This window comes from Amycolatopsis sp. WAC 04197 (genome assembly GCF_003947475.1).
Lineage (GTDB): Bacteria > Actinomycetota > Actinomycetes > Mycobacteriales > Pseudonocardiaceae > Amycolatopsis > Amycolatopsis japonica.
In genome coordinates, this window is record NZ_QHJK01000002.1 from 105,465 (window position 1) to 118,176 (window position 12,712).

At 69.1% G+C, this 12,712-nt stretch carries 13 protein-coding genes; 8 read left to right on the forward strand and 5 right to left on the reverse strand.

Annotated features, from left to right (window positions below; all coding sequences use genetic code 11):
- Nucleotides 1-65 precede the first annotated feature (65 nt).
- A complete protein-coding gene (locus tag DMC64_RS07600; RefSeq protein WP_125733019.1) occupies nt 66-2,201 on the reverse strand; it encodes a molybdopterin oxidoreductase family protein in 2,136 nt (711 codons plus the stop codon).
- Nucleotides 2,202-2,274: 73 nt separating this feature from the next.
- On the opposite strand from DMC64_RS07600, the gene DMC64_RS07605 reads away from it, so the two are divergent.
- Entirely contained in the window at nt 2,275-3,291 is a 1,017-nt protein-coding gene (locus tag DMC64_RS07605) for a glycoside hydrolase family 76 protein (protein WP_125733020.1), read from the forward strand.
- A gap of 244 nt (nt 3,292-3,535) precedes the next feature.
- Here DMC64_RS07605 and DMC64_RS07610 read toward each other — a convergent pair whose 3' ends face one another.
- From DMC64_RS07610 to DMC64_RS07620, 3 genes are all read right to left on the reverse strand, one after another.
- Nucleotides 3,536-4,069 (reverse strand): GNAT family N-acetyltransferase, encoded by a 534-nt coding sequence (locus DMC64_RS07610; protein ID WP_125733021.1) that lies wholly within the window; start codon nt 4,067-4,069, stop codon nt 3,536-3,538.
- Nucleotides 4,070-4,116: 47 nt separating this feature from the next.
- On the reverse strand, nt 4,117-4,986 hold the full coding sequence (locus tag DMC64_RS07615) for a LacI family DNA-binding transcriptional regulator (protein ID WP_037334535.1): 870 nt from the start codon (nt 4,984-4,986) through the stop codon (nt 4,117-4,119).
- A gap of 88 nt (nt 4,987-5,074) precedes the next feature.
- Nucleotides 5,075-6,109, reverse strand: a complete 1,035-nt coding sequence (locus tag DMC64_RS07620) for a LacI family DNA-binding transcriptional regulator (RefSeq protein WP_037334537.1) — start codon at nt 6,107-6,109, stop codon at nt 5,075-5,077.
- A gap of 114 nt (nt 6,110-6,223) precedes the next feature.
- Here DMC64_RS07620 and DMC64_RS07625 point away from each other — a divergent pair, with 114 nt between their 5' ends.
- The 7 genes from DMC64_RS07625 to DMC64_RS07655 all read left to right on the forward strand — a co-directional run bounded on the left by DMC64_RS07625 (nt 6,224) and on the right by DMC64_RS07655 (nt 11,904).
- Nucleotides 6,224-7,240 (forward strand): substrate-binding domain-containing protein, encoded by a 1,017-nt coding sequence (locus DMC64_RS07625; RefSeq protein WP_037334539.1) that lies wholly within the window; start codon nt 6,224-6,226, stop codon nt 7,238-7,240.
- The gene (locus DMC64_RS07630) at nt 7,237-8,226 is read left to right on the forward strand and encodes an ABC transporter permease (RefSeq protein ID WP_037334541.1); all 990 of its coding nucleotides are present in this window, start codon (nt 7,237-7,239) and stop codon (nt 8,224-8,226) included. The genes DMC64_RS07625 and DMC64_RS07630 overlap by 4 nt, the downstream gene beginning before the upstream one ends.
- Nucleotides 8,223-9,029 carry an ATP-binding cassette domain-containing protein gene (locus DMC64_RS07635; RefSeq protein ID WP_125733022.1) on the forward strand — a complete coding sequence of 269 codons (807 nt, stop codon included), beginning with the start codon at nt 8,223-8,225 and terminating at the stop codon, nt 9,027-9,029. Before DMC64_RS07630 ends, DMC64_RS07635 begins: the two co-directional genes overlap by 4 nt.
- 2 nt (nt 9,030-9,031) lie before the next feature.
- A complete protein-coding gene (locus tag DMC64_RS07640) occupies nt 9,032-9,907 on the forward strand; it encodes a PfkB family carbohydrate kinase (RefSeq protein WP_125733023.1) in 876 nt (291 codons plus the stop codon).
- On the forward strand, nt 9,904-10,551 hold the full coding sequence (locus tag DMC64_RS07645; protein WP_016338118.1) for a nucleoside/nucleotide kinase family protein: 648 nt from the start codon (nt 9,904-9,906) through the stop codon (nt 10,549-10,551). Before DMC64_RS07640 ends, DMC64_RS07645 begins: the two co-directional genes overlap by 4 nt.
- Nucleotides 10,552-10,558: 7 nt before the next feature.
- Nucleotides 10,559-11,305, forward strand: a complete 747-nt coding sequence (locus DMC64_RS07650) for an SDR family oxidoreductase (RefSeq protein WP_125733024.1) — start codon at nt 10,559-10,561, stop codon at nt 11,303-11,305.
- Nucleotides 11,306-11,490: 185 nt separating this feature from the next.
- Nucleotides 11,491-11,904: a VOC family protein gene (locus DMC64_RS07655; RefSeq protein WP_005160702.1), complete on the forward strand. Its 414-nt coding sequence runs from the start codon at nt 11,491-11,493 to the stop codon at nt 11,902-11,904.
- On the opposite strand, the gene DMC64_RS07660 is transcribed toward DMC64_RS07655, so the two are convergent.
- Nucleotides 11,901-12,569, reverse strand: coding sequence for a DedA family protein (locus DMC64_RS07660; protein WP_037334547.1), 669 nt, complete (start codon nt 12,567-12,569; stop codon nt 11,901-11,903). The two genes, DMC64_RS07655 and DMC64_RS07660, sit on opposite strands and share 4 nt — an antisense overlap.
- Nucleotides 12,570-12,712 lie beyond the last annotated feature (143 nt).

Here is a 12,712-nt window from a genome sequence, read left to right on the forward strand (position 1 = left end):
GCGTTTCGTCCTCTGAATGCGGTAGTTGCACGCGCAAGGACCGCATTCAGAGGACGAAACGCGGGCTAGACGGGGGCCACCTCCACCGGGATCCCGTTCAGGACGGCGTTCCCGGACGGCACGTCGAGCAGGGTCTCGTCGGCGACCAGGTTCGAGTTGACCCCGGCGTGCGCGGCGGCGACCTTCGTCCGTGTTCCGTCGAGGTCGTGCCCCCAGCCGTGCGGCATGCTCACCACGCCGGGCCGGACGTCGGCCGTGACCTCCACCGGCGCTTCGAGCTTGCCCGCCCGCGAAGTCACCGACGCGAGCCCGCCGTCGGTCAGCCCGAGCCGGGAAGCGTCGTCCGGATGCACCTGCACGGTGCACCGGTTCCCGCCGCGTACCAGCGGCGTCAGGTTGTGCATCCACGAGTTGTTCGAGCTCAGATGCCGCCGCCCGATCAGCAGCAACCCGCCGTCGGGCGCCTTGTCCAGCTCCGCGCGCAGCCGCGGCACGTCCTTCGTGATCGCCTCCGGGGCCAATTCGACCTTTCCGCTCGCGGTGGCGAGCGCCTCGGGCAGCCGCGGCTTAAGCGCGCCGAGGTCGATGCCGTGCGGGGCGGCTTCGAGGTCGGCCAGGCTCAGTCCGTACGGTCCGCCGCGCAGCATCAGATCGATCATCCGTGCCGGTCCCGTACGACCATCGGCCAGCGAGAGATCGACGCCGGTGCGCCGCGCCGTTTCGCCCGCGACCATCGTGTCGAAGGCGGCGACGTCGACGTCCGGGCCCTGGTCGGCGGCGATCCCGGCCAGCCGCAACAGGGTCACCCACTCCTGCGGCATGTCCGTCTCGAGCGTCTGCGGCGTCCAGTTCGCGACATTGCGTACGGCGAGCGCGTACAGCGCGACGTCGTAATGCGGCCGCTCCAGCGGCGACGGCCCGGGCAGGATGACGTCGGCGTGCCGTGTGGTCTCGTTGAGATACACGTCGAGCGAGACCATGAAGTCCAGCTGCCGCAACGCTTCCGAGAGCCGCGCGGAGTTCGGCGTGCTCAGCGCCGGGTTGCCGCTGATGGTCACGAGCGCCCGCACCTGGCCTTCGCCCGGCGTCTCGATCTCGTCCGCGAGCGTGGCCACCGGCAGTTCGCCGAGTACCTCGGGATACCCGCGCACCCGGCTCGTCCAGCGGCCGCTGGTGAACGGCGAGGACCGGCGCGGCCGCCACAGGGCGGGCAGCGGGAACATCACGCCACCTTCGCGATCGAGGTTGCCGGTCAGCGTGTTGAGGACGTCGACCAGCCAGCTCGCGATGGTGCCGTACGCCTGCGTCGTGGTGCCCATCCGGCCGTACACCGCGGCGCGTTCGGCGTTCGCGAGTTCGAACGCGATACGGCGGATCTCGGCGGCGTCGATCCCGGTCGCGGGCGCGACCGCTTCCGGCGTGAACGGCTCCGCGAGCGCGCGGACCTCGTCGACACCGTCGACGTGCTCGCCCGGCGTGACCCGGTTCTCCGCGAACAAGACGTTGACCAGCGCGAACAGGAACAACGCGTCGGTGCCGGGCCGGATCGCGTGGTGCTCGTCGGCGAGCTGCGCGGTCCGGGTCCGACGCGGATCGAGGACGACGATCTTGCCGCCGCGTTTCTGGATGCCGCGCAGCTTGCCGCGCGTGTCCGGGGCGGTCATCAGGCTTCCGTTGGACACCAACGGGTTCGCGCCCAGGATCAGCAGGTGCCCGGTGCGGTCGAGGTCGGCGACGGGGATGGTCTGCGGGTCGCCGAACAGGTAGCCGGAGGAGAAGTGCTTCGGCATCTGGTCGACCGTGGTCGCGGTGTAGAAGTTCCTGGTGCCCAAGGCTTTGAAGAACACGCGGCCGTAGAGCACCAGTGCCGCGTTGTGCACCGTCGGGTTGCCGGCGTAGACCGCGACGGCGTTCCGGCCGTGCTCGTCGATGATCGGCCGCAGCCGCCGGTCGATCTCGGCGAACGCCTCGCCCCAGGTGACCTCGACGAACTCGCCGTCCCGTTTGACCAAGGGCGCGGTCAGCCTGTCCGGGTCGTGATGCAGCGCCCCGAGCGAAGCACCCTTCGGACAGATGTAACCCTTCGAAAAGACGTCCTCGCTGTCGCCTCGAACCCGGGTCACCAGGCTCTTCTCGTCGATCGTCACCTCCAGACCGCAGGTGGCTTCGCAAAGCGGGCAGGTCACGTGCGCCGTGGTCATGAAGCACCTCGCGGGTCCGGGAATCATCCCAACATACTGAGCGGTATGTCGGCGAGCAAGGGATGATGGCCCGATGACTGCTCTCGCCGACCGGGCCGCGACCGCCGAGCGCGCGATCCGCGACCGGCATCTGCGCCGCGTGTGGGGGCTGCCGGGGACCGTGCTGGGCCGCAGCGGCTGGCCGCCCTCGACGGGGCAGCGCGTCCACTGGCACTGGAACTACTGGTGGCAGGCGCATCTGCTGGAGACGCTCGTCGACGCCCAGTTGCGGGAGCCGTCGCCGGATCGGCTGAAGCTGATCGACCGGTTCGTGGTGTCCGTGCGGCTGCGCAACTTCGGCAAGTGGATCAACGACTACTACGACGACATCGCCTGGCTCGGCCTCGCGCTGCAACGCGTGGGGCATCTCGGGCTGGACGTCCGCGGTGGGCTGGAGGCGATCAGTTCGCGGCTGCGCGAAGGCTGGACCGACGACGCGGGCGGCGGGATCTGGTGGCGCGTCGGCGACGACTTCAAGAACGCGCCCGCGAACGGCCCGGCGGCGATCTTCCACGCTCGCGAAGGCTCGACGCAGCACGCTCGCGGCTTGACCGATTGGATGACCGAACGGCTCGTCGACCCGGAATCCGGGCTGGTGTGGGATGGCCTACGCGTCGGCAGTGGCGAACTGGTGAAGCATATTTTCACGTACTGCCAAGGTGTTTACCTCGGCGCCTGCCTCGAACTGTCCGAAATGGACAGAGTGGAGCACACGATCCACGCGGTCGCGGAACACGTCGCGCCGAACGGCGTGATCCGAGGGCAGGAAGGCGGCGACGGCGGCCTGTTCGGCGGGATCCTGGCCCGATACCTGGCGCTCGCGGCGCCGCTGCTGCCGAGCGGCGTGGCGCGCGATCTGGTCATCCGGTCGGCTGACGCGTGCTGGTCGGGTGCCACCGAGACGCCGCACGGGCCGCTCTTCAGCGCCGACTGGGCGACTCCGGCGCCTTCGCTACCCCTCGCCGCCGACGCGCCCGAACGCGACTTGTCCGTCCAGGTGAGCGCGTGGATGCTGCTCGAAGCCGCGGCCACCCTGGAACACCGCGTTTAGTCCTCTAAATGCGGTGGGGCGGCGGAGGTGGCGGGTTGCGAAAGCCACTTTCGCAACCTTCAACGTTGCGAAAGTGGCTTTCGCAACGTCGGCGGCGGCGGAGACCGCGATCGGCGCGGCCTTGGCGGTCGTGAAGGCGATACGGCCGCCAACGGCTACGAGGCGATCGACCCGCCGCATTCAGAGGACTAAACGCGGCGGCGATGGACCGACCGAACACCGCATTTAGTCCTCTAAATGCGGGTTACCAGACGTCGCCCGCCCGCCAGTCGCAGGTGATCTCCCCGTCCAGATCCAGCGTGACCCCCACCGGCAGCACGTGGATCGACCCGTCCTCCTCCTTCGTCGCCTCGATGCCCGTAGGCGTCATGGCCGACGAAGTCCCGCGCCACAGCAGCCAGCCCCGCGACGCGTAGAACTCCAGCGCCTCGTCGGACGCCGAAAGCGCCCCGAGGTCGTACGCCTTCCGCAGGACCCGCTCCAGCGCGTCCATCATCGCGGCGCCGTGCCCGCGCCGCCGGTGATCCGACCGGACGGCGACCGCCTCGATATAACCCGTGCGGAGGACCCGTCCGTCGTGCACGAGCCGCCGCTGGACCAACGACGCGTGCCCGATCAGCTCGCCGGCCTCCCAGACGAGCGTGTGCATGCCGCCGAGGGCGTTTTCCCAGTCGTGGTCGCTGAAATCGCCGTCGAAAGCGTCGTCCAGCAGAGCGCGTGCCGACGTCAGCACGCCTGCTTCGAGGTCGGCGGTGTGCACGGTCCACAGGTCGGTCATGCCGCCATCATCACCCGGCGGCGGGCTTCTCACCAGCGACTTGTGATTCAGCAGCCGCACGACTGCCGGTGGATGAACCGCGGCGCGAGCCGTACGGATTCGGGCCGTCGCTCCGGGTCGGTGATCCGGGCCAGCAGGAGTTCGACGGCCTTGCGCCCGATCTCCTCGATCGGCTGCGCCATCGTGGTGACCGCCGGGGTCACCTGCCCGGCCCACTCCATGTCGCCGTAGCCGACGATCGCGAGGTCGCGCCCGATCCGGATGCCGAGCCGGTGCGCCTCGTACTGGACGCCGATCATCATCGCCTCGCTCGCCACCACGAGCGCGGTCGGCGACGGCCAGCTGTCGAGCAGTTTCGCGGTCGCGGCGGCCGCCCCGCCAGGGGTCGACCGCCCGCACGCGACCAGCTGCGACGTCCACCGGAGCCCGGAGCGGCCGAGGCCGAGCCGGTAGCCCAGCGCTCGCTCCTCGTAGGTGGTCACGTCCTCTTCGCCGGAGATGAAGCCGATCTTGCGGTGCCGCAGCGCCGCCAGATGCCGCACGAGCGCGCACACGGCCTGGATGTTCTCGGAACCGACCTGGTCGACGTCGTTGCGTCCGGCCATCCGGTCGACGAGCACGGTCGGCACGCCCATCCGGACCAGCCCGTTGATCACCGCTTCGTCGCCGGCCGCCGGGACGAGCAGGACACCGTCGACGCGGTCCGCCCGCAGCGCGCGGATGACCGCGGCTTCTTCGGCGACGCTGTCGCCGGTGTCGGCGAGGGTGATCTCGCAGCCGTGACGGCGTGCGGCGCGGCGGATGGCGCGGACGAGTTCACCCGAATACGGGTTCGCGTGCATCGCCATGGCCACCCCGAACCGGTGGGTGACAGGGGTGTCCTCCCACAGGGGTAACGCCGGGGACAATGCGGTCATCGCTCCACGCCTTCATCCGAGCTTGAATGACGGTAACGGCTGACGGAGCGTCACTCGGCGGCGAGACCGGAAAGTCTCCCAACAATCATCAATGTGAGTGAACGAGAGCGCATCCGCAGGACGCACGATGGCGGAGCGTAGGCGGAATCCGCATCGTCTGGGCCTTGCGTGCGGGATCGTTGATGCGGGCGAGCAACAGGCGCACCGCCTGTGTGCCTATCTCCTCGATCGGCTGGGCCATCGTGGTCAGCGGCGGGTCGACCAGATCGGCCCACTCGACGTCGTCGTAGACCACCACCGGCAGGTCGACGCCCGCGCGCAGGCCGCGGCGCCGCAGTTCGTGCAGCACGCCGACCATCATGGTGTCGTTGGCGACCACGAGCGCCGTCGGCGGCTCCGGTAGCGCGAGCAGCGTGCTCAGCGCGAGCGCGCCACCGGCCTGTGAGGACTGCCCGCACGCGACCAGGTCCTCCGACCAGGTCAAACCCGAGCGCCCGAGCCCCAGCCGGTAGCCGAGGATCCGCTCCTCGCTGGTGCTCAGCCCGGCCGTGCCGCTGATCATGCCGATCCGCTGGTGCCCGAGCGACGCCAGATGCGCAGTCAGCGCCGACGTCGATTGGATGTTCTCCGCGCCGACCTGGTCGACGTCGGTGCGGGTGGAAAGCCGGTCGATGAGCACGGTCGGGACGTCGAGCGAGACGAGCTCACCGATCACCGAACCGTCGCCCGGCGACGGCGTGATCAGCAGTCCGTCGACCCGGCGCGAACGCAGCGTCCGCACGGTCTCACGCTCGGTGTCGACGGTGTCGTGCGTGTCCGCGAGCAAGACCGTGTAGCCCGCCAGCGCGGCCTCGCGTTCGATCGCCTGGATCAGCACGGCGAAGTACGGGTTCGCGATCAGGGAGATCGCGACGCCGATCGACCGCGTCCCGCCGGTCACCAGCGAGCGGGCGATGGCGTCGCCGGTGTAGCCCGTCTGCTCGATCGCGCGCAGCACCGCCAGCTTGGTGTCCTCGGCCACCGCCCTCGTCCCGTTGACCACGTGGGAAACGGTGGTGATCGAGACTCCCGCCAGCTCGGCGATGTCGCGTTGGGTGGGACGGGACGAGCGAGACGGCGGCATTACCAATCCTCGTGAAGTCAGCTGGCAAGCGTTTGCGCAAACGCTTGCGACTGAGCATAACCCTGTCTACCTTCCGGTCCATCACGGACAGCCTTGAATCGGAGGGCATCCCCCATGAGACAGCGCAGTCTCGCCGCGCTCGCCATGGCCGCCGCACTCGCGGTGACCTCGGCCGGGTGCACCGTCGAACGCCACTGGGGTGGCGGCTCGAACGCAGGCGGCGGTGGCAAGGCCAAGGTCGGCCTGGTCACCAAGACCGACACCAATCCCTACTTCGTGGAGCTGAGAGCGGCCGCCAAGGCCGCCGCCGAGGCCAACGGCGCGGAGTTCAGCGCGCTCGCCGGCCAGTTCGACGGCGACAACGACGGTCAGGTCCGGGCCATCGAGAACCTCATGCAGCAGGGTGCGAACACCATCCTGATCACGCCGAGTTCCTCGACCGGCGTCCTCGACGCCATCGACCGCGCCCGCAAGGCCGGGGTGCTGGTCATCGCGCTCGACACGGCGACCGAACCGGACACCGCCGTCGACGCCACCTTCGCCACGGACAACTTCGAAGCCGGACGACAGCAGGGCGCGTACGTCAAGGCGGCCCTGAACGGCAAGCCGCCGAAGCTGTTCATGGTGGACGGCACCGCCGGGTCCACAGTGGACACCCAGCGGCACACCGGATTCCTCAAGGGCATCGGGCTCACCGACGCGTCGCCGGAGATCAAGGGCAAGACGCCCGCGAACGGCGACCAGAGCCTCGCGCAGCAAGGCGTCGAGAACCTGCTGCAGCGCACCACCGACATCAACGCCGTCTACACGATGAACGAGCCGATGGGCCGCGGCACGTACGCCGCGCTCCAGGCCCGCGGTCTGGTGGACCGGATCGTGATGGGCTCGATCGACGGCGGCTGCGAAGGCGTCAAGAACGTGCGCGACGGCCAGTACGCCGCGACGGTCATGCAGTTCCCCAAGAAGATGGCCGAGCAGGGCGTCCTCGCCGCCGTCGAATACGCCAAGACCGGGAAGAAGCCGAGCGGGTTCGTCAACACCGGATCCGCGGTGATCACGGACAAGCCGATCCCCGGCGTGGAAAGCCAGGACACCAAGTGGGGCCTCGAGAACTGCTGGGGGACGAAGTGACTACCGCAACCCTCAAAGGCAACGAACGCCCGTCCATCGGTGAGTTCTTCCTGCGCGCGCCCGCGGTCGGGCCCGCGCTGGCCCTGCTCGTCGCGATCGTGGTGTTCTCGCTGTCGACGGACACCTTCCTCGACCTCGACAATCTTTCCCTTGTGGTGCAACAGTCCCTGGTGGTCGGCACGCTCGCGCTCGGGCAGACGCTGATCATCCTGACCGCGGGGATCGACCTGGCCAACGCGGCCGCGATGGTGCTCGCGACGCTGATCATGGCGAAGCTCGTGGTCGGCGGCGTCTCCGGGATCTGGGCGCTGCTGCTGGGAATCGTGGCGACCGTGGTGATCGGGATGGTCACCGGCTCGCTGGTCACCCGGATCAAACTGCCGCCGTTCATCGTCACGCTCGGCCTGCTGACGGTGCTCACCGCCGCCGCGAAACTGTTCGCGAGCGGACAGGCCGTCCCGGTCGCCGACGAACTGCTCAAATGGCTCGGCACCCGCCGGTACCTCTTCGGCGGCATCCCGATCACCTACGGCATGACGCTCGCCTTGCTGATGTACCTGGGACTTTGGTACGCGCTCACGCGGACGCCGTGGGGCAAGCACGTCTACGCGGTCGGCAACGCGCCGGAATCCGCGCGGCTGTCCGGGATCAAGGTCAACCGGACGATCCTTTCGGTGTACATCGTCGCCGGGGTGATCGTCGGGATCGCCGCCTGGCAGGCGCTCGGCCGCGTGCCGAACGCCGACCCGAACGCCTTCCAGCTCGGCAACCTCGACTCCATCACCGCGGTGGTGCTCGGCGGCGCGAGCCTGTTCGGCGGCCGGGGTTCGGTACTCGGCACGATGATGGGCGCGCTGGTCGTCGCGGTCCTGCGGTCCGGGCTGACCCAGCTCGGGGTGGACGCGCTCTACCAGGACGTCGCCACCGGCGCCCTGCTCATCGGCGCGGTCTGCGTCGACCGGTTCGCGAGGAGGCAGCAGTCATGACGACGCCCACGTTGTCCGCTCAGGGACTGGTCAAACGCTACGGCCGGGTCACCGCCATCGACGGCGCCGACTTCGAGCTGTTCCCCGGTGAAGTGCTCGCCGTCGTCGGCGACAACGGCGCCGGGAAGTCGAGCCTCATCAAAGCCCTTTCGGGCGCGGTGATCCCGGACGCCGGAGAGATCAAAGTGGACGGTCAGGTCGTCCACTTCAAGTCCCCTTTGGACGCTCGGCACTACGGGATCGAGACGGTGTATCAGGATCTCGCCGTCGCGCCCGCGCTCGACATCGCGTCGAACATGTTCCTCGGCCGGGAAAAGCGGCGCACGGACCTGTTGGGGAGAGTGTTTCGCAAACTGGATAGCGCCGCGATGCGGGCCGACGCGCAGCGGATCCTGGACGAGCTCGGCATCAACATCAAATCCATCACGCAGCCGGTGGAGACGTTGTCCGGCGGGCAGCGCCAGGGTGTCGCTGTCGCGCGGGCGGCGGCCTTCGGCACGAAGGCGGTGATCATGGACGAGCCCACCGCCGCGCTCGGCGTCGCCGAATCGGGCAAGGTGCTCGACCTGATCAACCGCATCCGCGAACGCGGCCTGCCGGTGGTGCTGATCAGCCACAACATGCCGCACGTGTTCGACATCGCCGACCGCATCCACGTGCACCGCCTCGGAAAGCGGGTCGCGGTGGTCTCGCCGAAGACGCACACTATGAACCAGGTCGTCGGCCTGCTCACGGGTGCGCTGAAGATCGGTGAGAACGGCGAGGTCGAAGAGGTCGCTTCAGCCGTCCACACCGGACTGTAGTGATGCGAGTGCTGCTGGCGGGCCTGTGCACCGTCGACCAGATCCAGCGCGTCGCCGAGATCCCGGCGCCGGGCGAGAAGGTGCGTTCGCTGTCGGTGGACGTCGCCGCCGGGGGGCCGGCGACGAACGCGGCGGTGACCGTGGCCGCGCTCGGCGCCGGGGCGACGTTGCTGACGGTCGCCGGTGCGCATCCGCTGGCGGCACTCGCCCGCGCCGACCTCGAGGCGCACGGCGTCGACCTGGTCGACCTCGATCCCGAACGACCCGATCCGCCCGCGATCAGCGCCATCGTCGTCCGCGACTCCGACGGGGAACGCACCGTTGTCTCGCGCAACGCCCACGCTTCCTCGCGTTTCGTCCTCTCGATGCGGTCCTTGCCCGCGCGACTACCGCATTCAGAGGACGAAATGCCGGGGTGTGTGCTCCTGGACGGGCACCATCCGGAGGTCGCGCTGGCGGTCGCGCGCTGGGCGAAGGACCGGAAGGTGCCCGTGGTGCTCGACGCCGGAAGCTGGAAGCCGGTCTTTCCCGAACTCCTCCCGCTGGTAGACGTCGCCGCGTGCTCGTCGCTGTACCGCGGGGACGATCCGCGTGAGCACGGCGTGCCGGTGGTCGTCACGACCGCGGGACCCGAGCCGGTGCGCTGGTCGACGACGGACGGATCCGGTGCAGTTCCCGTTCCCGTCGCGCGGGCGCGTGACACGCTGGGCGCGGGCGACGTCTGGCACGGAGCTTTCGCGTACGCGGTCGCCAGGGGCACAGGGGATGTCCCGGGCTGGATCGGGTTCGCCAACGAGGTGGCCGCCGAACGGGTGCGGCATGAAGGACCGAGGTCGTGGACGGCCGCGGTCGCGAAGATGGGAGAAGGACAGCCATGAGTGCCATGCCTCCGGTGTTCGAGGACCTGTTGAGCAGGGCTCAGACGCTGGCGAAGCCGGGACAGCGCAGTGTGCTCGGCATCGTCGGCGCCCCCGCGTCCGGCAAGACGACGCTGGCCTGGGGCCTGGCGAAGGCGCTGGGCACGCGGGCGGCCGTGGTCGGGATGGACGGGTTCCACCTGGCGCAGGTCGAACTGCAGCGGCTCGGGCGGGTGGAGCGCAAGGGCGCGCCGGACACCTTCGACGCCGCCGGGTACGTGCACCTGCTGCGCAGGCTCGCCGAAGGCCGCGAGACGGTCTACGCGCCCGAGTTCCGCCGGGAGATCGAGGAGCCGATCGCCGGTGCCGTCGCGGTCACGCCGGACGTCCCGCTGGTCATCACCGAGGGCAACTACCTGCTCATGCAGGACGACCCGTGGAGTGGCGTGAAGCCGATCCTCGCCGAGTCGTGGTTCCTCGCGCCGGACGAACCCGAGCGCATCGAGCGGCTCGTCTCGCGGCACCGCCGCTACGGCCGTTCGCTGGTCGAAGCGCGTCGCCGCGCGCTCGGTTCCGACCAGCGCAACGCCGATCTGATCGCGTCCACCAGCGGCCGGGCCGACCTGGTCCTCGAGAACCTGCCGCTGGTCAACTTCGCCATATGATCCGGTCATGACTGGGGTTCTCGTCGTCACCGGCGGAAGCAAGGGCATCGGCGCGGCGGTCTGCGAACTGGCCGCCGCGCGCGGATACGACGTCGTCGTCAACTACGCGGGCGACGCCGAAGCGGCCGAGGACGTCGCTTCGCGCGTCCGGAAGCACGGCGTCCAGGCGATCACCCAGCGCGGTGACGTCGCGTCCGAAGACGACGTGGTGGCCCTGTTCGACGCCGCCGTCGCGCTCGGCCCACTCGCCGGGGTGGTCGCGAACGCGGCCATCACCGGCAACACCCCGGGCCGCTTCGACGAGTACGAGGTCGATGTCGTCCGCCGGGTGGTCGACGTCAACATCACGGGAGTCTTCCTGTGCGTCCGCGAGGGCATCCGCCGGATGTCCACCCGGTACGGCGGTGCGGGCGGCTCGATCGTCACGCTGTCTTCCACCGCCGCGAAAACCGGTTCACCCGGGGAATGGGTCCATTACGCGGGCACCAAGGCGGCGGTGGAAACGATGACCTACGGCGTCGCGCAAGAAGTCGCGAAAGAGTCCATCCGGGTCAACGCCGTCGCGCCGGGCATGATCCACACCGGATTGCACGCCGCGGCGGGAATGCCCGACCGCATGGACCGCATCGCCCCCACCATCCCGATGGGACGGGCGGGTGAACCCGGCGAAGTCGCGGAAGCCGTGCTGTGGCTGCTTTCCCCGGCGGCGTCGTACACCACCGGGACGGTGCTGACCGTCGGCGGAGGGCGTTGACACCCGGGGCCACGGACCGGTCACGGGGCGATATCGGGTCCGCGTGCGGTTCAGCCACTTTTCAACACGCTTTCCCGGCGGATATCACGATTCATGTGGGAAGTCGGCGGATCACCTCGTGGCCCGAGGCGCCTGTGTCACCCTGGTGGCGCCCCCAAGCTTCTTGATCAGGACGGTCATCCCCGATGTCCAAGCTCATGTCTGTGCACCACCTGGCACTCACCGTGACCGATGTGGACCGGAGCGTGCCCTGGTACGCCCGTGTGCTCGAACTCGAGGAGTTCACGCGTCGGGAAGACCCGGAGACGGGACTGCGGAAGGTCGTGCTCAGGTCGCCGAGCGAAGGTTTCGCCGTGGTGCTCGTCGAGCATCAGGACACCGAACGGCCGCGGTTCGACGAACGGCGGACAGGTCTGGACCACGTGGCGTTCAAGGTCTCGTCGCGGTCGGAACTGGCCGAATGGGAGGCGCGGCTCTCGGAATACGGCGTCGTCTATTCGCCGTCGAAGGGATCGCGGACCTTGGAAGGCTCGTCGGTCATCGTGTTCCGTGACCCCGATGGGATCCAGCTGGAGATCTGGGCGGACCCCGAGGTCTAGGTCGTGCTCTGTTCCGGCTCCTCGGCGGGGCGCCGCATCTCCTGCCGGTAGCGGATGAAGCCGTAGGCCGTACCCACCACGAAGAACGCGATGCTGATCCACAAGGCCGCCGTCTTGACCCACGGCAGCTGATCGAGCAGGCCGGCGCCGTAGTAGCCGAGCAGGACCAACGTCGGCACCCAGAGCAGCCCGCCGAGCGCGGTCGCGAGGGCGAATCGCCGCGGATCCATCCGCGCGGTCCCCGCGATGAGCGGCGCCAGCGTGCGGATCCACGGGATCCAGCGCGCGGCGACGATGGCGAAGAAACCCTTGCGATCCAGGAACGCCCTGGCGCGGTCGAGGTTGTGCCGGTTCAGCACCTTGCCGCCGCGGCGGGCGATCAGTTTCGTGCCCGTGCCCCGGCCGATGTAATACCCCACCTGGTTGCCGAGGATCGCGACGAGCAGCGCGGCGGCCGAGAGCAGCCACGCGTTCAGGTCGGAGCCGTGCTGCGCGAGGACGACTCCGGCCGCGAACAGCAGGGAGTCGCCGGGCAGGAACAGCCCGATGATCAGCGCGCACTCCACGAAGATGAAGCTCAGCACGATCACCCAGACGAGCACCGGCCCGGCGGTGTCGAGCCAGCTCACCCCGATGCCCGCGGCCTCGGTGTACACCTCACTCACGACGCGAGCCTACGTGTACTCGGCGAACCGCACTTCACCGAACGGTGGAATCGGGGTGTCCTGACTGTCCCGTTGATGCCTTCCCCGAGTGCAATGAAAGGTCCTTTCCTCGCAAAATTTGCGAGGAAAGGACCTTTCATGGC

Coding starts and splice junctions, on each gene's coding strand:
- DMC64_RS07655 (WP_005160702.1), top strand. CDS start 11,491: ATGTCCAAGCTCATGTCTGTGCACCACCTGGCACTCACCGTGACCGAT.
- DMC64_RS07635 (WP_125733022.1), top strand. CDS start 8,223: ATGACGACGCCCACGTTGTCCGCTCAGGGACTGGTCAAACGCTACGGC.
- DMC64_RS07615 (WP_037334535.1), bottom strand. CDS start 4,986: ATGACCGCATTGTCCCCGGCGTTACCCCTGTGGGAGGACACCCCTGTC.
- DMC64_RS07605 (WP_125733020.1), top strand. CDS start 2,275: ATGACTGCTCTCGCCGACCGGGCCGCGACCGCCGAGCGCGCGATCCGC.
- DMC64_RS07620 (WP_037334537.1), bottom strand. CDS start 6,109: ATGCCGCCGTCTCGCTCGTCCCGTCCCACCCAACGCGACATCGCCGAG.
- DMC64_RS07650 (WP_125733024.1), top strand. CDS start 10,559: ATGACTGGGGTTCTCGTCGTCACCGGCGGAAGCAAGGGCATCGGCGCG.
- DMC64_RS07645 (WP_016338118.1), top strand. CDS start 9,904: ATGAGTGCCATGCCTCCGGTGTTCGAGGACCTGTTGAGCAGGGCTCAG.
- DMC64_RS07600 (WP_125733019.1), bottom strand. CDS start 2,201: ATGACCACGGCGCACGTGACCTGCCCGCTTTGCGAAGCCACCTGCGGT.
- DMC64_RS07640 (WP_125733023.1), top strand. CDS start 9,032: ATGCGAGTGCTGCTGGCGGGCCTGTGCACCGTCGACCAGATCCAGCGC.
- DMC64_RS07625 (WP_037334539.1), top strand. CDS start 6,224: ATGAGACAGCGCAGTCTCGCCGCGCTCGCCATGGCCGCCGCACTCGCG.
- DMC64_RS07610 (WP_125733021.1), bottom strand. CDS start 4,069: ATGACCGACCTGTGGACCGTGCACACCGCCGACCTCGAAGCAGGCGTG.